Annotated in this window: 26 protein-coding genes and 1 pseudogene; 7 read left to right on the top strand and 20 right to left on the bottom strand. The window is 34.1% G+C overall.

What is annotated here, in order from left to right:
- Positions 1-49: 49 nt before the first annotated feature.
- The 13 genes from ACFQZ1_RS20915 to ACFQZ1_RS20855 all read right to left on the bottom strand — a co-directional run bounded on the left by ACFQZ1_RS20915 (position 50) and on the right by ACFQZ1_RS20855 (position 15,083).
- Positions 50-1,615, bottom strand: coding sequence for a lipopolysaccharide biosynthesis protein (locus tag ACFQZ1_RS20915; protein ID WP_377884076.1), 1,566 nt, complete (start codon positions 1,613-1,615; stop codon positions 50-52).
- Between the two features lie 17 nt (positions 1,616-1,632).
- Positions 1,633-2,901, bottom strand: a complete 1,269-nt coding sequence (locus ACFQZ1_RS20910; RefSeq protein WP_377884075.1) for a peptidase — start codon at positions 2,899-2,901, stop codon at positions 1,633-1,635.
- Between the two features lie 44 nt (positions 2,902-2,945).
- The gene (locus ACFQZ1_RS20905; protein WP_377884074.1) at positions 2,946-3,914 is read right to left on the bottom strand and encodes a polysaccharide pyruvyl transferase family protein; all 969 of its coding nucleotides are present in this window, start codon (positions 3,912-3,914) and stop codon (positions 2,946-2,948) included.
- A gap of 68 nt (positions 3,915-3,982) precedes the next feature.
- The gene (locus ACFQZ1_RS20900) at positions 3,983-5,182 is read right to left on the bottom strand and encodes a glycosyltransferase (RefSeq protein WP_377884165.1); all 1,200 of its coding nucleotides are present in this window, start codon (positions 5,180-5,182) and stop codon (positions 3,983-3,985) included.
- Positions 5,183-5,297: 115 nt separating this feature from the next.
- Entirely contained in the window at positions 5,298-6,455 is a 1,158-nt protein-coding gene (locus ACFQZ1_RS20895; protein ID WP_377884073.1) for a glycosyltransferase family 1 protein, read from the bottom strand.
- A gap of 47 nt (positions 6,456-6,502) precedes the next feature.
- Complete coding sequence (locus ACFQZ1_RS20890; RefSeq protein WP_377884072.1) at positions 6,503-7,567, bottom strand: EpsG family protein; 1,065 nt, start codon at positions 7,565-7,567, stop codon at positions 6,503-6,505.
- Positions 7,568-7,599: 32 nt separating this feature from the next.
- Positions 7,600-8,493, bottom strand: coding sequence for a glycosyltransferase family 2 protein (locus tag ACFQZ1_RS20885; protein ID WP_377884071.1), 894 nt, complete (start codon positions 8,491-8,493; stop codon positions 7,600-7,602).
- A 5-nt stretch (positions 8,494-8,498) separates the two neighbouring features.
- A complete protein-coding gene (locus ACFQZ1_RS20880) occupies positions 8,499-9,608 on the bottom strand; it encodes a glycosyltransferase family 1 protein (RefSeq protein ID WP_377884070.1) in 1,110 nt (369 codons plus the stop codon).
- A complete protein-coding gene (locus tag ACFQZ1_RS20875) occupies positions 9,593-10,747 on the bottom strand; it encodes a glycosyltransferase family 4 protein (RefSeq protein ID WP_377884069.1) in 1,155 nt (384 codons plus the stop codon). The genes ACFQZ1_RS20880 and ACFQZ1_RS20875 overlap by 16 nt, the downstream gene beginning before the upstream one ends.
- Before the next feature lie 57 nt (positions 10,748-10,804).
- Complete coding sequence (locus ACFQZ1_RS20870) at positions 10,805-12,631, bottom strand: polysaccharide biosynthesis protein (RefSeq protein ID WP_377884068.1); 1,827 nt, start codon at positions 12,629-12,631, stop codon at positions 10,805-10,807.
- 365 nt (positions 12,632-12,996) lie between these two features.
- Positions 12,997-13,659: a CpsD/CapB family tyrosine-protein kinase gene (locus tag ACFQZ1_RS20865; RefSeq protein WP_377884067.1), complete on the bottom strand. Its 663-nt coding sequence runs from the start codon at positions 13,657-13,659 to the stop codon at positions 12,997-12,999.
- On the bottom strand, positions 13,608-14,348 hold the full coding sequence (locus ACFQZ1_RS20860) for a YveK family protein (protein WP_377884066.1): 741 nt from the start codon (positions 14,346-14,348) through the stop codon (positions 13,608-13,610). The genes ACFQZ1_RS20865 and ACFQZ1_RS20860 overlap by 52 nt, the downstream gene beginning before the upstream one ends.
- Positions 14,349-14,885: 537 nt before the next feature.
- Positions 14,886-15,083, bottom strand: coding sequence for a hypothetical protein (locus ACFQZ1_RS20855; RefSeq protein WP_377884065.1), 198 nt, complete (start codon positions 15,081-15,083; stop codon positions 14,886-14,888).
- Between the two features lie 898 nt (positions 15,084-15,981).
- Between ACFQZ1_RS20855 and ACFQZ1_RS20850 the strand changes: the two genes are divergently transcribed.
- Complete coding sequence (locus tag ACFQZ1_RS20850) at positions 15,982-16,437, top strand: MarR family winged helix-turn-helix transcriptional regulator (RefSeq protein WP_377884064.1); 456 nt, start codon at positions 15,982-15,984, stop codon at positions 16,435-16,437.
- A gap of 207 nt (positions 16,438-16,644) precedes the next feature.
- Positions 16,645-16,839: a hypothetical protein gene (locus ACFQZ1_RS20845; protein WP_377884063.1), complete on the top strand. Its 195-nt coding sequence runs from the start codon at positions 16,645-16,647 to the stop codon at positions 16,837-16,839.
- A 101-nt stretch (positions 16,840-16,940) separates the two neighbouring features.
- On the opposite strand, the pseudogene ACFQZ1_RS20840 reads toward ACFQZ1_RS20845, so the two are convergent.
- The 6 genes and pseudogenes from ACFQZ1_RS20840 to hflX form a co-directional block, all read right to left on the bottom strand.
- Positions 16,941-17,045 (bottom strand): annotated as a pseudogene (locus tag ACFQZ1_RS20840) (dUTP diphosphatase); the annotation flags it as partial.
- Positions 17,046-17,107: 62 nt separating this feature from the next.
- Entirely contained in the window at positions 17,108-17,236 is a 129-nt protein-coding gene (locus ACFQZ1_RS20835; protein ID WP_377884062.1) for a hypothetical protein, read from the bottom strand.
- Between the two features lie 169 nt (positions 17,237-17,405).
- Positions 17,406-18,740: a type I glutamate--ammonia ligase gene (gene glnA, locus ACFQZ1_RS20830; protein WP_377884061.1), complete on the bottom strand. Its 1,335-nt coding sequence runs from the start codon at positions 18,738-18,740 to the stop codon at positions 17,406-17,408.
- Between the two features lie 48 nt (positions 18,741-18,788).
- Positions 18,789-19,181 (bottom strand): MerR family transcriptional regulator, encoded by a 393-nt coding sequence (locus tag ACFQZ1_RS20825; protein WP_377884060.1) that lies wholly within the window; start codon positions 19,179-19,181, stop codon positions 18,789-18,791.
- Between the two features lie 171 nt (positions 19,182-19,352).
- The gene (locus tag ACFQZ1_RS20820) at positions 19,353-20,624 is read right to left on the bottom strand and encodes a methionine gamma-lyase family protein (RefSeq protein ID WP_377884059.1); all 1,272 of its coding nucleotides are present in this window, start codon (positions 20,622-20,624) and stop codon (positions 19,353-19,355) included.
- Positions 20,617-21,894 (bottom strand): GTPase HflX, encoded by a 1,278-nt coding sequence (gene hflX / locus ACFQZ1_RS20815; RefSeq protein ID WP_377884164.1) that lies wholly within the window; start codon positions 21,892-21,894, stop codon positions 20,617-20,619. Before hflX ends, ACFQZ1_RS20820 begins: the two co-directional genes overlap by 8 nt.
- 91 nt (positions 21,895-21,985) lie before the next feature.
- Here hflX and ACFQZ1_RS20810 point away from each other — a divergent pair, with 91 nt between their 5' ends.
- The 3 genes from ACFQZ1_RS20810 to sspL all read left to right on the top strand — a co-directional run bounded on the left by ACFQZ1_RS20810 (position 21,986) and on the right by sspL (position 23,132).
- Positions 21,986-22,618 carry a trimeric intracellular cation channel family protein gene (locus ACFQZ1_RS20810; RefSeq protein WP_377884058.1) on the top strand — a complete coding sequence of 211 codons (633 nt, stop codon included), beginning with the start codon at positions 21,986-21,988 and terminating at the stop codon, positions 22,616-22,618.
- Between the two features lie 229 nt (positions 22,619-22,847).
- Positions 22,848-22,985: a hypothetical protein gene (locus ACFQZ1_RS20805; protein WP_176524747.1), complete on the top strand. Its 138-nt coding sequence runs from the start codon at positions 22,848-22,850 to the stop codon at positions 22,983-22,985.
- A gap of 12 nt (positions 22,986-22,997) precedes the next feature.
- A complete protein-coding gene (sspL, locus tag ACFQZ1_RS20800; RefSeq protein ID WP_377884057.1) occupies positions 22,998-23,132 on the top strand; it encodes a small, acid-soluble spore protein L in 135 nt (44 codons plus the stop codon).
- Positions 23,133-23,176: 44 nt separating this feature from the next.
- Here sspL and spoVK read toward each other — a convergent pair whose 3' ends face one another.
- On the bottom strand, positions 23,177-24,124 hold the full coding sequence (gene spoVK, locus ACFQZ1_RS20795; RefSeq protein ID WP_377884056.1) for a stage V sporulation protein K: 948 nt from the start codon (positions 24,122-24,124) through the stop codon (positions 23,177-23,179).
- Between the two features lie 119 nt (positions 24,125-24,243).
- Between spoVK and ACFQZ1_RS20790 the strand changes: the two genes are divergently transcribed.
- Both ACFQZ1_RS20790 and ACFQZ1_RS20785 read left to right on the top strand, forming a co-directional pair.
- Complete coding sequence (locus ACFQZ1_RS20790) at positions 24,244-25,206, top strand: tyrosine-type recombinase/integrase (RefSeq protein WP_377884055.1); 963 nt, start codon at positions 24,244-24,246, stop codon at positions 25,204-25,206.
- A gap of 114 nt (positions 25,207-25,320) precedes the next feature.
- Positions 25,321-26,529 (top strand): collagen-like repeat preface domain-containing protein (locus tag ACFQZ1_RS20785; RefSeq protein WP_377884054.1); only part of this gene is annotated, 1,209 nt, incomplete at its 3' end.

Below are 26,529 nucleotides of genomic sequence, written 5' to 3'. Positions count from 1 at the left end.
GTCATTTACATTTTCTAGACCGGAAAACTATCATTCCTCATGTTACCATTCAACCATTTTTAACATTTCCAAAATTGTTTTTTTTCGTTAATAACTTAGATAGAATTTTATTAGCAATTTGTCTCATTATACTCCTCAAATATTCGATTTCTTCAGATTTTCTGAATATTATATAAAAAATTATATTAGGAATAACAAGAGATGAAATACCCCATATTGCTATGTCTATAAATGTATTGATGTGAAAAGTATTACCAAGAATATCAGTTATTATTACAGAAACAAAAACTAGCAATACAAACAAACTATACCTAATAAAGTATGCCTTTACCGGCTTTTGCAAAACAAATTTAAATATAACATAAGGATCGTACCAGAAGTAAGTGCATAACCTACTGATAACAGTACCTAAAAATACACCTGCAATTCCAATTTGTTTTGCAAGAATTATAGAAGCTGCTATATTTATAACAGCTGCTATAATAGGTCTGTATTTTCCTTTTTTAAATAGACCAGCGGTTTCTCTAAAAATTGTAGAGGCATTTTGCATTCCAGCAGTAAAAAAGTTTAATATTATAGCAAATACTATGTATTTATCAAATACATAACGCTCACCTAACCATAAAGTTATAAGTGGATTAATTAAATTCCAAAGGCAAACAGAACAGAATCCATATATCCAGAAATTAACAAAATTTAACACCCGGAAAATAAAGTATTTCTTTTCCTCATTTTCTTTTACATTTAAATTTCCAACACTAGCAGTAATTGAATAAAATAAATAGCCCAAAAGGGTATTTATTGTATTTATAATTAATAGATAATTCGAATAAACCCCAACCCAAGTAATTCCAATGAATTTAGAGATAATAATATTATCAGTTCCATTAATTACTACACCACTAATTCTGTATAACAATAGAGCATACAAATTTTCAAAGAAAAGCTTTTTGTCTTCTTTAGATAATTTTTCGTTATTTTTCTCTTGTAGATACGGATATAATTTATTTGCTTTATTTGCAATATATACATTCTCAATTAGTCTTAGTGCTAGTTGAGTTATAAGCACTACAATATAATTCCCTATGCTTATCAATAAAATAATTTGTAAGAAGTTTGATATTATTATAAATACAATGTGTATTTTAGAAATAATGTGATTACGCTGATCGGCAATAATAATAGATTGTTTATACACAAAATAATATGATGAAACTGAACTCAACAAAAACAATAAATAGATAATGTTAATATTATTAATTGTAGTCTTGCCATTCATTAAATGAGGAAGGAATGGAAATATCGATAATCCTATTAACAAAACAATAAATCCGATTAATCTATATGCCTTTTGATATAAGTTCATTAATGCCTGTATTTTATGAATATCATTCTCAGCTAAGGGTTTATACAAACTATAAATTACAGCAGTATCAAAACCTAAATTAGCTAATGACAACATAATTAGTATGCTCGTAAAAAGTCCATCCACACCTAGATATTCTATACCGAGTGTATAAATAAAAACGGTTCTAACAATGAACCCCATACCAATACTAATTATTTGCCCGGACAAACCGAATAGTATATTTTTTAGGGAATTTTGTATTCTCATAATAATACCTTCAATTTCTAATTGTTTTGTGCAAGCATTTTACTTAATTTAGTACTTATCTTCCTCTTCAAAATAGGAAAGAACTTCGTTACTCTATATTTAAGTAATGATTTCCTTCGCTGTGCTTTGAAATCGTAATCTAAAAACCACTCTAGTAAATCTTTATATAATATATTATTGTAATTTTGCTTCATTCGGTTTTGAATTATATTCCAATAAATCACAATGAATGTATCTGTAAAAAACTTCACCTCATTATCCAAAGAAGTTTTAAGGTACTGGAAAAGATTATTTGGAATATTAAAGCCATAACCACGAGGATCTTGCCCTTCAGCGATAATTCCCATAATAGTTCTTAAGCATTTTTCACATTTACAACAATTTTCTTCATTTTTAAAACATACTCTGATATTAATCGATTCCTTAATAGCCGAATAATGATCAACAACCACCTTAACCTTATCTTGCCTGTTGAGTTCATATCCATCGTGAAAAACCTCACCCGATGCATACCTTATTTCATTGTCCACTGTTGGGTCAGATGCGCAAGTAACTTCATATAGAGGAGAATTAGAGCTTGCAATGTATATGCATTTGATCTTAAACTTGAAAGCCATAGGAATAGCTGCAGATATGATTGCTAAGCCATGGTGTAATCCATGCCACCATGTATCCTCTAATTTATTCCTAAAGTCATGGTCAATGTTCCCTGCAATTATAAAAGTACCGTAATTAGATTGTATAAGGATGTTTTCTAATCCTTGACCTTTTGCAAAATTTATAGCATTTTCTTTATCCGCCTCCCACACATCACTGTTCTCTATATCCTCTTCATACCATCCATATTCAGTAATTAGTAATGGATTTTGATCCTTTATTCTTATAAATGTAGTAAGTGCATCAAGACCTCCACTAAATAAGGATGCTGCTTCGAGTTCAGGAGTATAGGTATTATCAACAATTTTATCTACAACAATAGAACCCTTAAACCTAACATTGGGAAACATATTTTGATATGCAGTTTTTATATTATTGAGACATACATAAAAGGATTCATCTAATTCATTTATCAGTATTGTTGAATCGGTAATCCACACAAGAGGAATTACATTAGAAACAAACGGAATAGCTAAAATACTATTTGGAATATCAGATATATCATAGTTATATTCGAGAAACATATGATTATTTGTTTTAAAATATTTTTGTAAATTCCCTTTAATGTTAAAAAAGTAATCAACTCTATTATTCTTTACAACGATTTTATCAAGAATTATACTATTCATTTTAGCCTCCTAATAAGTTACCCCTTCAAATTCTTGAATATTCATTAACTCGAGAATTGTTTTAACCATTGATTTACCACTTCAAAATTCACCTTAACATCTGTTATAATTTCTGAGTTAATCATTTTTTCAAGATTATCAAAATCGGTTCTATCGATTAAATTTAGATTATATGTCTCACTCATTCCTTTAGCTCTTTCATCTATTGAGATAATGATTGCACGCTTTTTATGTCGCATTGCAAATATCCCTCCGTGTAATCGTGTTCCAATATAATCAACATCTGTATTGAGTACTTTTTCGTATGCTTCTATAGTAGGTGGAACAACCTTTATATTTTCTGTATTATTTAAATTTTCAAAATACAAAAGATCACTCGCGTCCTGTATCCAAAAATAAATATTCTTATAATTTTTGTTCAGTACATCTATTAGTAATTGATCATTTACTGGATCTTTTGAATGATGAGTAAGTGTAAAAATAACTGAATCTGATTTTTTAGTTGGAATCTCTGTACAGAATTCAGGTGTAAGGGACCACAATGTTGCACAGCCTGTATTTAAAGCCTTAAACCCCATTTCTTCTAAAAATTTTTTTGTTCTTTCGTCTCTAACACTATGTATATATTCATGTGATAAAACTTTTTTATATAACATTTTCGTATATGTATTTATCTTATTACCTTTTCCTGCGCCAACACCAACTAGAATACTACCTTTTAAAGGACCATAATTAAACATATTAATATTCCACTGTGGGAAATGAGTAAGCATGTCCATCGTTAGTAAATTTGAACCACCTACAAATTTATATTTAGCACTACTATAAATTTTTACCCTATGTGATCCTCTTGCTACTTGATACCAATGAAATGGTGAAACATGAGTCGGTAATGTTAAAACATATGCATTTTTAGTTATATCAGACAGCTGATACCTTACACACTTCATTATTATGTCGTCTCCCTTGTTAAGGGAACCTACCGACGTATCTAACACTAAAACATTATCCATGAAAATAGCACCTCCAAGTATATATTATGAACCAATAAAATTTTTTTGATTTATGATTTAATCCATTATCACTGAATTAGCCTATATATCTTTTCTACTTCCTCTTCATTACCATAATTCCGTTGGCTAGTATTGTTGACAATTTTATTTCTGAATTCGACATCATCAATCAGTTTTTTTATACCTTCAATAATTCCATCAACACCCATTGAACAAATACATCCATCTACACCATCCTCTAGCTGACTTTTAGCAGTTGAAAAATTAGTTATAAGCACAGGCTTTCCAAGAATTTGCGCTTCACGAACTGTCACAGCCTTTCCTTCATATCTAGATGGTTGTACATATATATCACACGCTTTTATGTACGGATAAGGATTAGTCTTCTTCCCCAGTAGAAAGAATCTATCCTGAAGTTCTAGTTTATCTATCAACATTTTAAGTTCAGTCTCTTGGGGACCATACCCAACAATGTACCATTCAATATCATACCCCTGATTCAATAATTTTCGGCAGGCATGCACAGCATCATCAATCCCCTTAGCATGAGAAAGTCTACCTACAGTAACCAGCTTTATACGACCAGGATTTACTGATATTTCATGTGTGACGTCTTGATTAGATTCCTCACGGACAAACTCAGGAGATATTATATTTTCGATAACCTCTACTTTTTTATTAACATGAGGAAAGACGCTAAGAAATGAATCCTTACAACTTTCAGAAACCGCCACGATATTATCCATTTGTCTCCACATTCGATACTCCATCCGTTTATTCAGCGGTATGTTTGAGTAGTCTGTATGAATCCAACCAATCTTCCTTTTCGCTCGGACCTTATCGCCTATGAAATAATGCGGCCACAAAAAGCTAATTGCAGCATCATATTCTTCCTCCAATCTCGGCAGAGATGACAGAGACATTTTCCATCCGTATTGAATAATCAAGTATCCAGGTTCTTGACTATGTATACACTTACCATGTAAAGTACCCATTACTCTCGCTATCAATCTTGTTATACCAATAGATGTATTACCCTCTTGTAGTATTTGTTTAATGGATTTTCTAAAAGTAGTGTATTGAGGTATTTCCGGTAATAAATTAGGTTCTTTTGGTAATAAAGAGAAAAATTCTCCCTCGTGTTTAAATAACATTAAATCTACGTCATATCTACTGTAATCAATTTTATTTAGTAATCCAATCAGGCTTCGTTCTACACCACCGATTGCCATATCAAAAGAAGTGATTAGTATTTTTTTCTTTTTCATCATCAAATACCTCACAAAATCAATTGTTAACTTCTATTATTCCTTATGGTAGCTCCCTATTTTCCCTAGCAAATATAATCAAGATTGGGTTATGTAAAATGGTGATAAAACAAAATTATCCAATACATTCCTCATACTCTATTCCATATAAGGATAACCAATCGGGAATATTACTATTAATATCAAAACCTAATTTTGATATATTGTTAATTATCTTTGATCTTTCAGGTTTTTCTTTTAATAAAGCTTGATTAATTTCTTCGGACCATACCTCAAGCTTTTCGTCTAAACTAATAAATGACATTATTCCTAAGCCCATATCAGTATTTCTAGGTATCGTATCCGCAACAATACAAGGTGTACCTGAACATTGTGCTTCTAACGTTACAATCCCAAAACCCTCGAATAAAGAAGGAAATAAGAAAACATCGAATGCTTTCAACAATCTTGGTATATCCGTTCTCACGCCTAAAAATCTTATATTGTTGTAAATACCCAGTTCTTTTGCCTTCAATTCAATAGAGCTTTTTAACGGACCATCGCCCACTAAAACAGCGATAAAATTTACATCTCTCTTTAAAATTTCTTTTAGAACTTGTAGGATAAAAATATGATTCTTTGATTCTGAAAAACGACCAATATGACCTATTATTTTCGCCTCATCTGGTATATTAAGCTCTTTTCTCACGCTGGCAACATCTCTTATGTCCACATCAGTAAATTGGCTAATATCTATTCCATTTTTGATCAATTCTAACCTATTATCGTTAATTATTCTTTTACCAAATAAAAAACGTGCAGCTTCAATACTACACGCACAATAATCTGTTCCAGCATATTTAATAATAGATTGCAAAACCTTTAGGGTAATTTTCGCTTTAATTCCAAATCCTTGAGGCCAATTATTACTGTGAGAATGACAAACCCTTTTTTTTATACCTGCCATTTTCGCAGCCACCGCGGCAAAGCCACCTTGATAATCGGTATGTGCATGTACGGCTACATATCGATTATCAGACATTATCTTTGTAAGTTCTTTAATATACGCAAAAGGCCCTACTTGTCCTAGACTTGGAATTCTATAGACTTTACCACCTAATAGTGCTATTTCTTCATCATAATCACACTTCTCAGTTCTGTGTGAAACAAAATCAAATTGAACTTGTGATTTGTCTATATTTCTGTATATATTCATTAACAGCGTTTCAGCACCACCTCGATTCATAGCACTGACAATGTGCAAAACTCTTATGGTCTTTTTGGCCTTAACCATTGAAACCTACCCCAATCTTATAATCAATTCCATATATTGAATCTTTATTATCCCAAAAAGTTACTCTTATAGATAATCCTCAAAGTAATGACATGCTCATATACAAAATAAACAAAGTAACATACTAAAATTGCATAATAGACAAACTTCTGATCCTTTTCAGTGAACAGCTTTACAACCCAAGAAATTAATATTAATTGGTATAATCCAAAATAAATAGCAAACCTTGCAAAAATCCAGTTTTGTGTTGAAATAAGCATAAAAACCATGCCTAGCAATGCCATATTTACAATATAATCACTCTTTGGAAACAATTCTCTAAGTCTTTCTCTACCATAGAACGCAAGTATGAGTGGTGCAGCCTCAACAGCAACCCTAAGGATATTGGCACCACCTTCATGAAAATCCTTGTAATGACCATACTGAGTATCCCCTATCGCAGCGAAAAAAATCTCAGAAAATTGATTAAATCCTATAACGATAAGCACTGCTAAAAAAAGAAGGATAAACGTTGTTGTTGACCAAGCTTTTCTTCGAATTAAAAAATATATTGGTATGAGAACAAGCGCACTCTGATGAAATGTTGATGCAAGCAGAACAATGAGAATGTATTTTTTCCAGTTACCATCAAGAATATATTTGGTCGCAGCAAAAACAATAGCAGCAGCTAAATATTGCCTAATCCCATTCATTGATGTTAAGTACATCCCAGACGTGATATAGACATATAAACTTAAGTCAATTAACCTTGAATACTTATATAGAATGAATACGATTAGTACATTTGTTATCAATGCTGTAATAAAAACCATGACCTGAGGATCATCGGTATACTTTTGTAAAATCATTTGAAAAATATTAAATCCGATGTCTTTATTGTTTTTAATATATTCCCAAGTGAAATCAGTAACAGTATAGCCATGCATATAAAAGTATGTATCTCCAATATTGTTTCGAAGGCCCGATACCAATACAAGAGATAGAACTGTCACCAAAGTCAAAAACTGATTCGGCTTTATCCATGCTGGCTCCGTGGTCAAAGGCATAGCAAAATATCTTGCAAAAAAAGAGAACATAAATACTATAGCAAGATTCATCCAAAGTATAGTCATTTGTAATTTCCTTTCAACTTAATACTAAAATCCTATGTTATTTCTGATACTCTTGTTTTTGTTGTGATGTAACAATACAGCATAATCCCAAACGGAATAGCGAAAAGTGTAAGAGTTTTACACGGTGTCTCACTCATGAACCTTCTATTTTTTGATATAAGACTGCTAGATACATAGTGGATAGCCTGTCTATATTTAAACGATTGGCTTACAAATGACAATTTCATAAGCTCCTTCCGATAAAAAGCAAAGCCTTTTGGGTTTCTACGATATTGATTTAGCATGTTCATGGATGAACCATCAGGCAGATATTCAACACAGCAAAGGACTTCATTTATCAGTAACATCTCGTACTGCCGATCAAGCATATAATACTTATATGCTAATCCTACATACTTTTCATCCTTAAAAACTGGATAAGGATACTTTTTCGTCAATTCCGTACGATATACAAGTTTCTTATCACCTGTTACACCATGCTTATTATAGAGATCAAAAAGTGTTGAGTGTTTCATATTCTCTGGTAATCTCGAACCAATGACTTGTCCATCTGTATACGAGTCAAGTCCAATTATGCCACTGACTTCATCACTTCCGTGTCTCTCCCAAAAAGAAAGAATTTTTTCTACGGCATCATCGGGCATATAATCATCAGAATCAATACATACATTTAGTTCTGTGTCGATCATCTCATATGCTGTATTATGAGCACCATGCATGCCTTGGTTTTGTTGCCAATGGTATTTTATTTCTATACGATTTTCAGCAATCCAGCTGCTCACTAACTCTTTTGTGCCATCACTGGACCCATCGTCTATAATTAACCATACAAACTCCTTGCATGTTTGACGCTTTAGACTCTTATAACAATTGTGAAGACAGTATGCCCTATTGTAAGTAGGTGTAAAAATAGTTAACTTCTTCAAATAATTCACCTCGACACTGCTAAATAAAATTCTTGCGTTAATCCCGCAGTATTTTTTATATCGTACCCTTTTTTAGATAATGCTTGATCTAATATATCCCTTGGTAAATTTCTAACTGATATACCTTTTAATTTTTCTATCCATATCTCTTTGTCAGTCAAAGAGATATATTCAACTAAATTCATTCCCATATCAACTTCTTGTGTAATAGCATCCGATATCATACAAGGTAATCCAGCCCCTTGTGCCTCTATAAGGGTAACCGGTAAACCCTCATGAATAGACGGAAATACAAACACATCAAACGCCTGAAGTAGCTTTTCTATATCGCTTCTTACCCCAAGAAACTTTACATTATTCCCTAAATTTAACTCTTCTACTTTTTTTTCAATCTCTAAGCGAAGTGGACCATCCCCCGCTAATAGAAGAATAGAATTCGGTTTCAACTTGATTAATTGAGCAAATATGTCTATAAGAAAAGAATGATTTTTTTGATGCGCGAATCTTCCGACATGTCCAACTACGAAAGTATCTTGGTGGAGTTGTAATTCCTCTCTCACTTGTTTTCTAATATTAGGAGAAAATGAAAATCTATCACATTCAATCCCATTCTTTACGAGTTTAGCTGCAGTTGCTTTATCTGCGAATAACCACTGAGCAGCAGCATTTGAACATGCTAGCAAATGTGTTGCACATGATAAAATAAATTTCCCAGCGTACCATTTATACATTTTGGCTGCAACGCCGCCCTCGCTACTCGTATTATGACTGTGAGCAATTCGAATAGGTATACCTGCTTTTTTAGCCGAACGGAGTACAAACCCACTCATTTTATCCATGTGTGAGTGTACAATCCTATATTCTTGATGAGATGCAAAGAAAGTGTTTAAGGCTTTCATGTATCTCATATGCCCGACATCTGTAATATACGGAACTCTATGGACTTTTCCACCTAGCTCTACTATTTCTTCATCGAACACGCCTTCTTTGCAGGTCAGAAAATCGAATTGGACCTTAGATCGATCTAAATTTCGATATAAATTCATAATTAGAGTTTCAGCCCCGCCTCGATTCATATTTACAACTACGTGTAATATCCTTAATGGACAGCCCACTGTAACTCCTCCGTTTCACCCGTGTACATAGCATAAAGGTCTTTCTTTTCTTCTAATACCTCATTAATGGCATATTTATTTTCAATCATAATACGCCCGGTATTCCCAAACTGAATACTCAAATTGGGATTTTGAGCAAGGTATTTTATCTTATCGGACATCTCCTCTATATTGTTATGACTTATAATCCAACCATTTTCATTATTGAGAATAAGTTCCCTATGTCCTCTATTATCAGTAGCTACAACCGGAAGACCACAAGCCATAGCCTCCATAATATTAACCGGCAAACCTTCTCGGAGACTGGATGCAACAGCAATATCACACATCGGTAATAATGAAGCAATATCAGTACGATAACCGAGAAAATGAACCATTTCGGTAACTCCTAACTGAGCAGCTAGTGTCTTACAACTTTCCATTAATAAGCCAGTCCCTGCAAGTAAAAGCTTTGCATTCGGAATTTCACTTTTTAGTAAAGCTAACGAACGAATCAAGAATTGCTGATTTTTATTTTTATTAAATTCCGCAGCATAAAACATTAAAAAATCGTCTGGTTTATAACCAAATTGTATCTTTAAATTACGTTTATACATTTCTTTTATCGGGCTAAATTGTTCTATATCTACTCCTACCCCATGAACGTGCTCAATACACTCTGCTTTAAAGTGATGATCCACAGCAAGATTGTAATCTTCTTTATTGATTGTTATGAGACAATCTGTATAAGAAGCTAGTACTTTTTCAATTGGATAATATATAAGCCAGTTTATAAGCGGGGATCCCTTATAAAAATGAAATCCATGAGCTGTATACATCACCTTTGTTCCCTGTCTTCTTGCTTTTCTTGCAGCTAAGCGGGCAAGCACTCCTCCGAGAGGTGTATGACAATGAATGATGCTGTACTTATTTTTATTAATGATTGATGCAAGCTCCTTATATGCATGAAAGTTTTGGAGTTTAAAAGGTGATCTTTGAATAGGAATGTCATATTTTTTAGCTACATAGGGAAGTTCTATATTGCCATTTGCAACAACATGCACCTCCCACCCCTGCTCTGTAAACCATTTCATATACGGCAAATGAAATGCTTTGAAATGATAGTCTACTGTTGCACAAAACAACACTTTCTTAGACACTTAGATCACACACCCATTCAACTATATTTTCAATTAAACTACAGTTTTCGCAGTCCTTTAACCAAAGATAGATATTGGTATTTTTGAGATATCATGATTATTAGCTAAATATAGTAGCTTTGTTCGTAACTCCTCTTTATCCAAGTCAGAATATGTAGAAATAACTTTTTCAATTTCTTCTATATAAATATTCGTTTCTTTTCCCACATAAATTCTCGGATAAATTTGCTGTTCATTGATTTCATCATCTTTTAATAACTCTTCAAAAAGCTTTTCGCCCGGTCTCATTCCAGTAAATTTTATCCCAATTTCTTCTATAGAGTTTCCTGATAGTTTGATTAAATTTTTAGCGAGATCAATGATTTTTACTGGTTCACCCATATCTAATACAAAAATTTCGCCACCTTTAGCTAAAGCTCCAGCCTGTATCACGAGTCTTGATGCTTCTGGAATCGTCATAAAGTAACGAACCATATCTGGATGAGTAACTGTAACTGGTCCGCCGTTTTGAATTTGTTTTTTGAATAGCGGAATCACACTCCCACGGCTTCCTAATACGTTTCCGAAACGAACAGCAACAAACTTTGTATGGCTCATTTTATCTTTCTGTTGAATAATCATTTCAGCCAGCCTTTTCGTCGCTCCCATGACACTAGTTGGATTCACTGCTTTGTCAGAGGAAATCATGACAAATGTCTCTACATCATGCCAGCTTGCTGCTTCTGCAATATTCATCGTTCCAATTAAATTGTTTTTTACAGCTTCTTCTGGATTGTGTTCCATTAACGGTACATGTTTATGAGCAGCAGCATGATAGACAACATGCGGACGATATTTGTTCATCACCGACATCATTTTCTTATTATCTTGTATATCCGCAATTTCTGAAATAAATGTAATTTTTGTGTTACCATATAACTCTTTCAATTCCATTTCAATGGAGTAAATGCTGTTTTCTCCATGACCTAATAAAATTAATTGCTCCGGATTAAATTTTGAGACTTGTCTACAAATCTCTGAACCGATTGAACCGCCAGCACCAGTCACTAAAATAACTTTGTCGGTTATGTATTCTGAAATGCTATTCATATCTAATTCAACTGGATCTCGCCCTAGCAAATCCTCCACTTGAACATCACGGAATTCATTAACTGAAACTTTTCCTGTTACTAAATCTTCTAGCATAGGAAGAATTTGAGTTTTCGCTTTCGTCTTTGAACATTCTTTAAAAATAGCATTCAAACTTTTTTTACTTAGCGAAGGAATTGCTATTATAATGCTCTCGATATTTAGGTCTTGAACAGCACTCTCAATTTGATTCACTCCACCGATTACTGGAATCCCCAGAATATCAAGATTATGTTTTTTCACATTATCATCAATAAATGCAACAGGTAATAATTCTGTATCATTGTTCTTTAACAATTGTCTTGTTATCATTGTTCCTGCAGAACCAGCGCCAATAATTAAGGTTCTCCTTTTTGTGTCATCCTTTTTAAAATATGCATCTCTATACATTCGCCAAAGAAAACGCGATCCGCCAATTAATAAAATATGAATCATCCAAGTTACAACGAGCAAACGAAAGTAAATCTTATGTATCGTTACTTGCTGTACAAAGGCTGTAGTAATGATAGAGAATGTAATAGCTTTAAAAATAATTAATAATTCCCCTATACTTGCATATTCCCATGCCTTTTTATACAACTTATAAATAAAAGCAAAAAAATGATGGCTAAGCAGCAAAGTTATTGAACTAATGACTGATGATAATGTAATAACATGGAGACTAGCATTTACAAAAAAATAGCTAAGGTAAATTGCACTTAATACAATAAATGAATCTACTAAAAGCAATAACGATAGCCTCTGCCGATATGTCATAAACTTTCCCTCCTTTTTAATTATTACTTCGAAAAAAATTAAAGCTTTTAACTATGAGATCTTTTCAAAAACTCATAGTTAAAAGCTTTAATAAAATTCGGGCATCTAACCCGTCCTCACATCACACTCTTGATGACTAGCATCTAAGGTTTATTCTAACCCACAGTATGACCGAGTGCCTCCATTGATATCGGTAAGGAGACATCACCACATCCAATCTCCAAAAAGGATCATCAGGTTCTTTATAAAGAACAAAATAATTTAAAAGAATGATTATCTTGTTAAACATAAAATTCATTGTAATAGCCCTATAAATAAATGTAATGAAATGTTTACGCTATTTAATTCAGATATGCATTAAATCCCTAAACCTTATTATTTAAAATAGCCCCTACTAATTTTCCTCTTGTGAAACTTAATATTCTTTTAGCTTCCAATGCGTCCTCATTCACAGAATGATTACAGCTTATTACTAATAATACTCCATCGCACCGGTCAGCTAAAATGGTTGTATCTGTTACCTCTAAAATTGGCGGAGAATCAAATAATATGATATCGTATTGCTCCATTGCTTTTTGAATTAGGATTTCCATTGCCATGGAATTCAGCAGCTCAGCTGGATTAAACGGAATCGGTCCGCTTGGCAGTACATTAAGCCTTCCAATTTCAGTTTGCATAACAGCTCCCTCCATTGTTGCTTTACCGCTCAAGACATTTGTCAGTCCAACCGTGTTTTCGATTCTGAACATTTCGTGAATTGTCGGGTTTCGTAAATCAGCATCAATTACCAATACTTTTTCACCTTGTTGAGCTATAGACACAGCAAGGTTAGACACAGTAGTTGATTTTCCTTCCCCAAATCTCGAGGAGGTGATAACGATGGTCTTGTCTTTACGAGTAACAGATGAAAGCTGAAGATTCGTACGAAGTGTACGATACTCTTCAGCAACTTTGGAATTCGGCGCATTATAAGTAACTAGGCTTTCTTCCTTGATTTTGTCTCTTTTTCTTCTACTTTTGTAAACCAATTGTCTCGCCCCCTTAATGATACAGGTTCCCTTTTACTCTGTTTGCCTACTATGTTTCTCTTATTCATTTTAGAAATACTCCCTAAAGTAGGGATATCTAATAATTTTTCAATAGTGCGCTCTGATTTAATCGTATCATCCAGTGAATCTAGTAAGAAAATGAAGCCGATGCTTAATACCAGACCAACAAAGAAGGCAATCATTATCGTTTTAGTATGATTGATGTTTATTGGTACAGAGTGTTTCATTGCTTTTGCTTCCGATAAAATGCTAACATCATTAAATTTTAATATGCTTGCAGCCTCTTGCTTATAAACAGCTGCTGTAGTATTCGCAATTTCAGCTGCAAGTTCGGAATTCTTATCAACCACAGTAATTTTCACTATCTGCGAACCTTGTATACTTTCTGCACTTATTTGTCCGCTTAGTGCGCTTGCTGATCTGTTAATATCCAATTTTGCGGCTACTTTCTCTATCACAGCCGGTTCATTTATCATTACTGTAAATGTGTTCATTACCTCATTATTTGTTTGAATGAGTATTCTTGCAGAAGATGAGTATAATGGGGTTTTTAAGAAAATGCTATAAGCCGCTCCTACTGACGTAATGATTATTGTAAGCACGACACCTATCCATAGTCGTCTTCGTATAACAGCAAATAAATTCCTAACATTTATTTCCTTCTCCATAGTTTCCCCCCGCAACATTTTTATAAAGATAACTAAGCATTACTAAATTTTAAATTATACACCTTTATAAAACGATTTATGTTCAGATGTTTAAGAAAATTTTGATAAAGTTTTTTTGCATAAAAACATCACTTCATTAAATGAAACACAATTTGTTCTATTTAAAATAAAGTTTAGTTCTTTATAACGAACAAGTCAATATAAATTATTCTGCAAATTCTTTCTTTTCTCCTCATAATATAACATTTTCTCCTTCGTTATTCTCCCGTTTTTTATCAAAATGTTGAGAAACTTTATTTCTTCTACCTTATTCTTCTCCTAAATTTTCTAATAATCCTCTATATTTGCCTTCTATTTATGCAAAGTCTTAAATCCACCTTTCCTTTCCATTCACATCATTAGAGTACCTATCCACCGCCCCAGAGAGATATACACAAGTCTCTCCTATCAAACTAGCAATTTCTCGTTTACTTCTTACTCCTTTGTCTCGTTGACTCTTTCGCATTATTATATCCTCGTTTCTTTAAACAAATTATTTTATAAATCCCAAAAGTCACCATTTATATCACTGTTATATTTATATTCAATTTTTTCTTTTCCACACTTTTCACACTTATAAAAATTAGCTATCCCCATCTGTCCTGTTTTAAAATTTTCACTGTCCTGAGTTTTAATGAATTTATATTTGTGTATACATTTAGGTTCTTTTACTTTGTTCATCCATTTTCCTAACATGAAGTAATCACGCTCCTTTAGACAGTCCCCATGCATTTCTATATTTAGAATATCCTAGGAAAGATTTCCAATCAATGAACGTGTTATCTTACCTTCTTAACATCATACTTGACACATGGTGTACAAAAGGATTATTTTGTTGAGTTTTAATCATGCATACAATCAAATGTAAACCATGATATAATGTCTTTTGTTACATAAATTTACTCCCCCAAAAATGAGGTGATTAAAATGAATAAATGGATCATCGCAATCATATACGCTTCCCTTTTAATAACATTGTGTTATTTATCAATTAGAACTTTACTTTCAATTGTCTCGAATGCCACTACATTCCCAATTCTTCAGATTTTTGTTGGTATATTCGGATTAACATTTGGGATTTGGATATTAACATATGGGATAAAAAAATATATTTCTTTTGCTGCCGAAGATGAAAAGAAGCGCCGAAAACTTAAAAACATGTTTCATATCATCACGGTTTTATCTTGCTTTGCTTCAACTATATTATTTTTTATCTAATTCATCTTACAATCTATACATAAACTAATTCTGTTCCTCTTGAATAAATCTCAATATTCCGTCAATAATGTAAATACAATATTCTCCATCCCCCTTGGAGATGAGCAGTTAGCTTTTGCTAGCTGCTCTTTTATAATTGGAAACATTCACTTAGTGATTGGAACTAAATCTTTTGCTCTTTTTTATTTAAGCTTCCATCAAGCTTTTCACTCACTCCCTAATACTGCAGGACTAGGGAGTTTTACGATTGAAATTTTTATTAAGTTTTCTATCAATAGCATTTATTGACTTCTCCTTCAAATTGATTCACACTAAAATAGTTCAAGTGTGAATCATTCCGTTATGAACATTGTTAAAAAGAAAGGAAGTTAATAATATGAGTGTAAAAAATCAACGTTTCAAACAAGCAGGAGAAGTTGTCCAGTCATTTGTAACAATAAACAAAGAAATTATAAAGTTCACACATCAAAACGCCTCCAGTTTAGGATTAACTGTACAACAAATTGGTATCTTAAACACAATTTATGCAATTCCTAATATTACCCTTAAAGACATTTCAGAACGTCTTTCAGCTCCTAAAAGTACGGTGAGTGTAAATGTAGATGAGTTAGTTAATCTAGGATTAATCGAGCGAAAACAATCACAAGAAGATCGTAGAGAAATAAAATTAAAAGTAACAACAAAAGGTCAAGAGACATCAAAAAAATCCATCGAAAACTCTACTTCCTATAAAGCGATGGCACTAGCACTAGAACAACTTCAGGAAGAAGATATTCAAACATTATTACGCATCCATAAAGATTTATTAGTTTCTCTACAGCAGTTTCATTAATTCGTACGAATCATTTTGAAAACCAAATCTAATTTTTATTTTCCAAGTAATTGAGCAGTTAGCATACGCTAGCTGTTCTTGTGTTTAAAATAGCGGTTTTGTTTATTTTCATACTGTTAACCCTTTGCTTCTCCTCTATATTTTGAAAGTCAAACATAGTAAAATAAATTTAATAGTTAAAATACATTGAAAATAGGAGGTCAGTATATGAATAAAAGACTTAAGATATTAATGAAAATTACACCTTTCCTAAGCGTACTTTTTATCTTAATCGGATTAATTATGGCAATATTAGGTGTATTAGATCATAACCTAAAATTATTCACCGGTTCACTATTCATAATTGCACAAGCTGTCATTGGAATAACATATTGGAAGATGTTTAAAAAAATAGGTTTCTAAAACTTAAAACATTTAATACTAGCTGAAATGCTAATATCTACTGAACGTTTTAGCTGGCATTTTCTATTCAAATAACGCTTTTATACAAAATTCAAATTGAATTAATATCCATTATCCTGTCTTTCAAAGCTCTCAGCATTCTTCTCTTTATAAGACCGCACAATATCATCGTATTTGTACCTATACAGGTAACATAAACGAAAAAAACACTAAAAATCTCTAGAATATTTTAAAATACTGATAACCACTATACATTTTTAATCAAACTTTATTCTAATCCAACATCAGTCCAGATTACTTGTGAAATTACACTCGTATCGTTTCGTGTAACTTCAATATGAAAGTGATCTAAATCATTGATTTGGAAGGATTGTTTTGCTGCAGAACTCAAATACACTTTGTATTTCCCTTCAATGTTTAAAACTTCGATATCGTTCCACATGATGTTTTAGGTTAAAAATTTTTCCCGATTTTTTTGTGGCTGTTTTTCTTCCTACATCTCAAACATCGATTTAGCCACAAAAAGAAAAAAGCCCCGATACGAGTAGTATCAAGGCCTCTCACTCTTAGTAAAGAGTCATATATTGATCGCGTTCCCATTGGTGAACTTGTGTGCGGAACATATCCCACTCAATTTCTTTTGCTTCGATGAAATGCTCAAGTAAATGTTCACCTAATGCACCGCAAATAATTTCATTTGATTTTAATTCCTTTAATGCTTGTGCTAATGTAGCTGGTAAGTCAATGATACCTGCTTGTTCACGTTCTTCTGGTGTCATCACATAAATATTGCGATCTACTGCAGGTGGTACCGCTAGTTTATTTTTAATTCCGTCAAGACCTGCTGCTAATAATACAGCCATTGCTAAGTATGGGTTTGCAGCTGGATCAACGCTACGTACTTCCACACGTGTACTTACGCCGCGAGATGCAGGGATACGGATTAATGGGCTACGGTTTTGCGCAGACCATGCTACGTAACAAGGCGCTTCATATCCAGGTACTAAACGTTTATAAGAGTTTACAGTTGGGTTTGTTACCGCTGTAAAGCTTGATGCATGTTTCAAAATACCTGCGATGAAGTGACGAGCATCGTCGCTTAATTGTAAATCACCGTTTTGATCATAGAATACGTTCTCACCACTTTTGAATAGTGATAAGTTACAGTGCATACCAGAGCCGTTTACACCAAATAGCGGTTTTGGCATGAATGTTGCGTGTAAACCATGTTTACGTGCGATTGTTTTTACAACAAGTTTAAATGTTTGGATATCGTCACACGCTTTAATTGCACTTGCATATTTGAAGTCAATTTCGTGTTGTCCTGGTGCAACTTCATGGTGAGATGCCTCGATTTCAAAGCCCATTTCTTCAAGTTCAAGAACGATATCACGACGGCAGTTTTCTCCTAAATCCATTGGTGCAAGGTCGAAGTATCCACCGTTATCATTTAATTCTAATGTTGGATTTCCTTTTTCATCAACTTTGAATAAGAAGAATTCTGGTTCTGGTCCAAGATTGAAATCAGTAAATCCTAATTCTTCCATCTCTTTTAGCATACGTTTTAAGTTGTTACGTGGATCACCATCAAACGGTGTACCATCTGCATTGTAAATGTCACAAATTAGTCGCGCTACTTTTCCTTTTTCAGCAGTCCATGGGAATACTACCCATGTATCTAGGTCTGGATATAAGTACATGTCAGATTCTTCGATACGAACAAATCCTTCAATAGACGATCCGTCAAACATCATTTTGTTATCTAGAGCTTTTGTTAACTGACTAACTGGAATTTCTACGTTTTTAATACTTCCTAAAAGATCCGTAAATTGTAGACGGATATACTTTACATTCTCTTCTTTCGCCAAGCGGAAAATATCTTCTTTTGTGTACTTTGCCATTTTAAATTCCTCCTTAGTCCCTCTAAACATTTTCGAAATTATCAATCATTAATGAAAAAACCTTGAAATATCACCTTGTCGTAAAGACGTTCGATTAAACCTGCCTGTATGCTGCAGTTCATCTCGAAGAATTTTACGAAGCTCAGATTTCGAAATTTCTTTCACTTCTTCTCTTACTTGTACCACTTCTGATTGATTTTCCTTCATTTGTAGTACTTGCTTAATACCAGCCATGTTTAAACCTTGATCTAACAAATCTTTAATCTCTAACAATTTATCTACATCGTTAAATGAAAATAATCTACGATTTCCTTTTGTACGGGTTGGGGAAATCAATTTATGTTCTTCATAGTAACGAATTTGACGTGCAGATAATTGAGTTAAATCCATAACTATACTTATTGGAAACAGCGGGGCAGAACGTCGATCATGTTGTGTCATTTCAGTTCCTCCTTCGCCTTAACTTGATTCTCATTTTATATCATGTTATGTATCATGTCAACAGATGTTAGCTTTTCTTACATGATTTTTTTAAAATTTTTTTCACCCTTATTAAAATGTCTCAATTACCTACTTATATACAAAAAAGCTACCAAAATTGGTAGCTTTCATTTAAGAAATTACTAATAGATTTTTTTCAATAAGCGCATCAATAGCAGAACAAATCGCAATCTTTACATGCGAATACGTTAAGCCTCCCTGTACATATGCAACATAAGGCGGACGAATTGGACCATCTGCTGATAATTCAATACTCGCACCTTGAATAAATGTACCTGCAGCCATAATCACATCATCTTCATATCCTGGCATATAATTCGGATACGGCGTAAAATGCGAATTGATTGGTGATGCATATTGAATTGCTTGGCAAAATGCAATCATTCGCTCTTTATCATCAAATTGAACAGATTGTATTAAATCTGTTCGCGGTGCATTCCAAGTTGGCGATGTATTCATACCAAGCTTTTCTAAAAAGGCCGCTGTAAAGATTGCACCTTTTAACGCTTGACCAGCAACATGAGGCGCTAAGAAAAATCCTTGATACATCTCTTGTAAACTATATAAAGATGCACCAGCCTCTGCTCCGATTCCCGGAGATGTTAAACGATATGCACACGCTTCTACATATTGTTCTTTCCCAACAATGTAACCGCCCGTTTTCACGATGCCGCCGCCTGGATTTTTAATAAGTGAACCCGCCATTAAATCTGCACCGACATGACATGGTTCAAGTTCTTCTACAAATTCTCCGTAACAGTTGTCTACGAACACAACGACATCCGGCTTAATTTCTTTTACAAATGCAATCATTTCTTTAATTTCGGCAATTGTAAATGATGGGCGAGTTGCATATCCCTTCGAACGTTGAATACCAATCATTTTTGTATTTTCATGAATCGCCGCTTGCACTGCAGCAAAATCCACACGCCCCTCTTCCGTTAGAGAAACTGCTTGGTAACCGATGTTATACTCTTTAAATGAGCCAACACCTTTCCCGCGAACACCAACAATTTCTTCTAACGTATCATACGGCTTCCCAGTTATATACAACAATTCGTCACCAGGGCGTAAAATTCCAAATAACGCTGTAGAAATTGCATGAGTTCCAGAAATAATTTGCGGCCGCACAAGACCTGCTTCTGCTCCAAACACATCAGCATACACTTTTTCTAACGTATCACGACCGATATCATCATAGCCGTATCCTGTTGTCGGAATAAAGTGTGAATCACTAATTTTATGACTACGAAAACTTTCTAACACACGAAATTGATTACTTTCAATTACTTCATCAATACGTTTATGTATGTCTGTAATTTGCATTTCAACTTCTTTTACAATTGGAGCAATCTTTTCCCCATTCTTCAATCGATTAAACATCTTCTTTCTCTTCTCCTTTTCTTGCTGAATATCTATTGATTTGTCCGTTTAGCGGAGAGTGAGCAAAAATATACCCTGTACATTCGTATGCTTGCTTTTCTTCTTGAAACGCCATTTCTGTTAATACTGTTTCTGTTCTTAAAAGCGTCAACAATCTACCTTCACTTACCGGAATCATTAATTCATATGAATCCATCCGTTTCATCATTTCTATTTCTACAACTTTTTTTAATTTCTCTAAATCCGCCGCATCAAAAGCACTCGTCATAATAAAATCATTCTTTGGGAATGGGATGAAGTTCGGATGTAACTTATCTTTTTTATTGTACACTGTAATCACCGGAATTTGGTCAAACTCAAGATCTTGCAGTAATTTTTTCACTGTCTCCTCATGCCCAATGTAATTTGGATCAGCTGAATCGATAACATGCAAAATAACATCCGCTTCGTTTACTTCTTCTAATGTGGAACGAAACGCCGCGACTAACGATGTCGGTAAATCTTGAATAAATCCAACTGTATCTGTTAATAACACTGTATACCCACACGGCAACTGCATTTTACGCGTCGTCGGATCAAGTGTGGCGAACAGTAAATCTTCCTCAAATGTATTGGCAGCCGTTAACCTGTTAAATAATGTAGATTTCCCAGCATTTGTGTATCCAACTAAAGAAACTTGAAAAACCTGATTTTCTTTACGGCGTTCACGATATCTCTTACGGTGCTCTACCACACCTGAAAGTTGCCTTTTAATCTCATCGATACGAGAGCGAATATGACGACGATCTGTTTCTAACTTCGTTTCCCCTGGACCTCTTGTACCAATCCCACCGCCAAGGCGAGATAAAGCTTGTCCTTGTCCCACAAGACGAGGCAACGCATATTGAAGCTGCGCAAGTTCCACCTGTAATTTACCTTCTCTTGACTTCGCGCGCTGAGCAAAAATATCTAATATAAGCTGTGTACGATCAATGACTCTCGCGTCTAACTGTGCTGATAAATTTCGAATTTGACTTGGTGTTAATTCATTATTAAAGATGATAACATCTGGTTCTAGTTCTTCTGCAAGTAGAGAAAGTTCTTCTAACTTTCCCTTCCCAACATACGTTGCCGGATGAAACTTAGAACGCTTTTGCATCGTTGAAACCAACACTTCTGCTTGTGCTGTTTTCGCTAATGATGCTAATTCTTCCATCGATTGTTCGAAACGTTCATCATCATCTTGCGGCAATTGACAGCCAACTAGTATCACTTTTTCTTTTTCTTCTATCAAATATACTCACTCATCCTTTTCGAAAATCAAACCTTCTAATATAATAGCAGAGTAAGAACATTTCATCTAGTTAGTGAGGGAGAATTTCATGGCATGGGATTTATTTAGCATCATTGGTACAATTGCATTCGCTTTAAGCGGAGCAATCATCGCAATGGAAGAGGAATACGATATTTTCGGGGTTTATATTTTAGGAATGGCAACCGCATTCGGGGGAGGAGCACTACGTAATTTATTAATCGGCTATCCAATTGATGCGTTTTGGAAACAAGATATGTTATTTGAAATCGCAATCTTATCAATGACTATTATATTTTTATTCCCAAACAAACTCATCAAACATTGGAAACGCTGGGAAAATATTACCGACGCAATCGGTTTATCTGCTTTCGCAATTCAAGGTGCATTATATGCAAAAAAACTAAATCTACCAATTAGTGCAACGATTGTCGCAGCTGTACTAACAGGAATTGGCGGCGGTATTATTCGTGATTTATTAGCACGTCGTAAACCACTCGTACTACGAGCTGAAGTTTATGCATTTTGGACGATTTTAGCTGGATTTTTAATTGGAGCTAAAATTGTTACAAGCGACTGGGCATTCTATGTTTTATTCGTTCTTATTGTATGTTTCCGTATGATTTCTATTCATTACAAATGGCATCTGCCACATCGCAGTGCAGAAAAGATAGAACATTTCAGTGATAAAGCGAAACTTTAATCAGCGAAGTAGTCTTACTCCCAACGAATAACGGGGTAAATAACAAATCAACCCTTTAGTTAAACTAAAGGGTTTTTCTATTTAACTTCGCCCTAACGACATGTGAAATCTTAATTAACAGTGCTGACCATCCATAGAGACAAAAAAATACCACTGATAGAAGTTGTACTTTATTGCATGTTTTTTGTACTTATCCGCAAATACTATTTCTTAAAGAGAGGTGAGATAAATGACAAAACACGTAAATAAAGGTGCACAAAGAAGCTCCGTAGATCAATCTGGACATGATTTAAATTCCGCTTACGAAAAAAGCAAAAAAATGGAGAAATATCATAGAGAGTACCAACAAAAAGTCAAAGAAGAATAGGAGTGATATAGGATGGCAAAAGGAAATAACAAAAGCAACCGAGGAAAACACAGTAGCGTTAATCCACAAGGACTTGCATCAGATACAGCAGATCAAAGCCCAAAAAGTCAATTAGAACAACGCGCAAAAACAAAGAATACAAAATAAAACACGAAGCACTATGCTTCGTGTTTTTTAGCTATTTAAAAACTTTAGGTTTCTTCCGCAAGTGTTAAATCGCTACTTGAAATTGTAATTAAATCATATTTGTCATACGCTTCTTCCTGAAGTAATCTCATCGCTTGTGTACGAATGGACTTTTCCACAATATTACGAACATAACGTCCATTGCTAAAAGAAGTAATATGTGATGAATATTTTACCGCATTTAAATGATCACGAAGATTCCACTCTGCTTCTTTTGATAACTGATACTCTCGTTCGTCGTACATACGTTTCCCTATTTCTAACAGTTGATTAACTGTGTAATCAGAAAATTCGATAATGAAAGGAAAACGAGACTGTAGACCAGGATTTAACGATAGAAAATGGTTCATCTCACGTGAGTACCCTGCTAAAATGAGCACAAAAGCATGCTGCTTATCTTCCATATGTTTAACGAGCGTATCAATCGCTTCTTTCCCAAAATCTTTTTCACCGCCACGCGCAAGCGAATAGGCTTCATCAATAAACAAGATTCCTCCCATTGCTTTTCGAATAAGATCACGTGTTTTTTGTGCAGTATGCCCAATATATTCACCAACCAGGTCCGCTCGTTCCGCTTCAACTAAATGTCCTTTTGATAAAACATTCATTTCAAACAATAATTTTCCAATCATTCTAGCAACTGTTGTTTTCCCTGTTCCTGGGTTACCTTTAAACAACATATGAAGAACTTGTTTCTCTGATTTCAATCCCATTTCTTGCCGTTTTTTATTTACATAAATCCATGCGTAAATTTCCTTTATAATTTTTTTAATTTCCTCCATTCCGACAAGCTTGCTCATTTCTTCTTCAATTCGCTGCAACATTTCATGCTTTGTAACAGTTTCGCTTGAAAGATTCGGCTTTTGTTCTGATGGAGAAACAGAAATTTTTTTTCGGTGATTTAGCACAATGTTAATTTGATTGTTATTCTTCTTTCGCATCGACTGTTCCATACAATCACCTCACCTTTATCATTTCACTGACGATTATTGTCAAAATTTGCGCTTTCCCAAGAAATAAACTTTTTCTGAAAATTTTTGGTATAATGTAAGAAAACTAGGGTGGTGGGACTATGACAACAAAAGAACTTGATGATACAGTACAAGCTTTCTCCGCGTATTTATTCAACAAGGGACGGAAGTCTTCAACTATTAAGCGATACGTCTACGACATTGAAGATTTTGTTCATTGGTTACAAAAGAACAAAAAAATCTCTTCTAATAATATATGGGGGACTCTTTGTACAAAAGACTATGAAGATTATTTTTCAGACTTAAAAATGAAACGTCATTACTCTGAAAAAACAATGCACCGCGTTTTCATTGTGTTAAATCGACTGTATGATTTTTTAAACCTACCTAGCCCACTAAAAAATATGGAACTTGTTATACAGCCAAATCGAGCATTACGAGATGAAGATTTCATATCACCACAAGAGGAACAACGTTTAAAATATATTTTAACTTCTTTAGAAGGGTTGTCAGATAAACAACGTCCTGTACGCCCATTACTCATGGATCGAAATGTATGTATTATTATGCTTTTGCTTGATTACGGTTTATCACTACAAGAGCTCGTTTCACTAAATATGCATCACGTTCATTTTGAAAATAATACATTATCTATTCCTGCTGTATCTGGAATGGAACGAACCATTACCTTAACAGAAGAAGATAAAAAAAAATTATATCATTACTATAAAAAAATTCCTGAACCAGTACGCCCAAGATACCATAGCGCAGATCCATTATTTGTAGCTTTTGATTTTAACCGAAATACATTCCGCTGGGTATACGAAAATGACGCTCCAAAAGCATTAACGGAAATCGCTGTACAAAAAATGATTCGGCTTGAAGTAGCACGCGCTGGACTGCGAAAAGGAATCTCTGGTCAACATTTACGAAATACATTTATTTTACGCCTCATCCAAAACCATGTTCCAGAACAAGAAATTATAAAACGAATTGGTTTTAAATCAAAGATTTCATTAAAAAGATATTATAACTATGCAAAACAAAAAGAAAACGCCTCGTAATAGGCGTTTTTGTCATTTTTTATAGAAACTGCTCGTTCTCCTATTCCTTTTTATACACTACTTGCATCTACTATGATAGGTTTTTCACTATCTCAATCAGAAAGGAGACTTTCAATGTCTTATTTTAAAGATAATCAGAAAAAAATCCCGAAACCTTATTTTCCAAAACAATCTTACCGACTTCCAGCTGTTCATTATACCCCTGCTCTAGGATGGTACAGCAACCTTTTTCCGAAAGTCCTAAGCGACTTAACTAATATAATTCCATCAGTATTTTCAAACCCATCACAATCTAACACGAAGAAGCTCATAAACATATCGGAAACAATAAAAAGGGGGCTGAAACGCTTAAACTTAACACTTACACAACGAGAAACTGGCATTGCGATTGTCGGAAATTTAATTACTATTTTGAACAAAAAACCCTTTGCAGCAAGTGAAGCATATATTGAATTACAAAATTTACTTAACTTCTCACTTAATATCACAAAATTATCCAACATAAATCATCCTAGATTTAAAAATATCATTGAGCAAACAAAAGAATTACAAATAGCTTTACTGCAAATTACGCCAATCGGAATGAATGGCCAATTTCAAAACAAACAGGTTCTTCTAGACCAACCGGAACCTCTAGTTCAATCAAATATTCTTGACCAACCAGAGCTTCTCGAGCATTCAGAACCTCTAATTCAATCAGATGTTCTCGAACAACCTGAGCTTTTCGAGCATTCAGAACCTCCAGTTCAACCTGATCTTCTAGCTCAACCTGATACTCTCGAACAACCTGAACTTCTAACTCAACCTGATACTCTCGAACAACCTGAACTTCTAACTCAACCTGATATTCTCGAACAACCTGAACTTCTAACTCAACCTGATATTCTCGATCAACCTGAACTTCTAACTCAACCTGATATTCTCGAGCAACCTGAACTTCTAAATCAACCTGATACTCTCGAACAACCTGAACTTCTAACTCAACCTGATATTCTCGAGCAACCTGAACTTCTAACTCAATCTGATATTCTCGAGCAACCTGAACTTCTAGCTCAACCCGATATTCTCGAGCAACCTGAACTTCTAGCTCAACCCGATATTCTCGAGCAACCTGAACTTCTAGCTCAACCCGATGTTCTCGAGCAACCTGATATTCTCGAGCAACCTGATATTCTCGAGCAACCTGAACTTCTAGCTCAACCCGATATTCTCGATCAATCTGAGCTTCTAGCTCAATCAGATACTCTCAAACAACCTGAACTTCTAACTCAACCTGATACTCTCGAGCAATCTGAGCTTCTAGCTCAATCAGATACTCTCGAA

Source organism: Bacillus sp. CGMCC 1.60114 (genome assembly GCF_042676365.1).
Lineage (GTDB): Bacteria > Bacillota > Bacilli > Bacillales > Bacillaceae_G > Bacillus_A > Bacillus_A rhizoplanae_A.
This window is presented reverse-complemented; position numbering and strand designations above follow the sequence as displayed.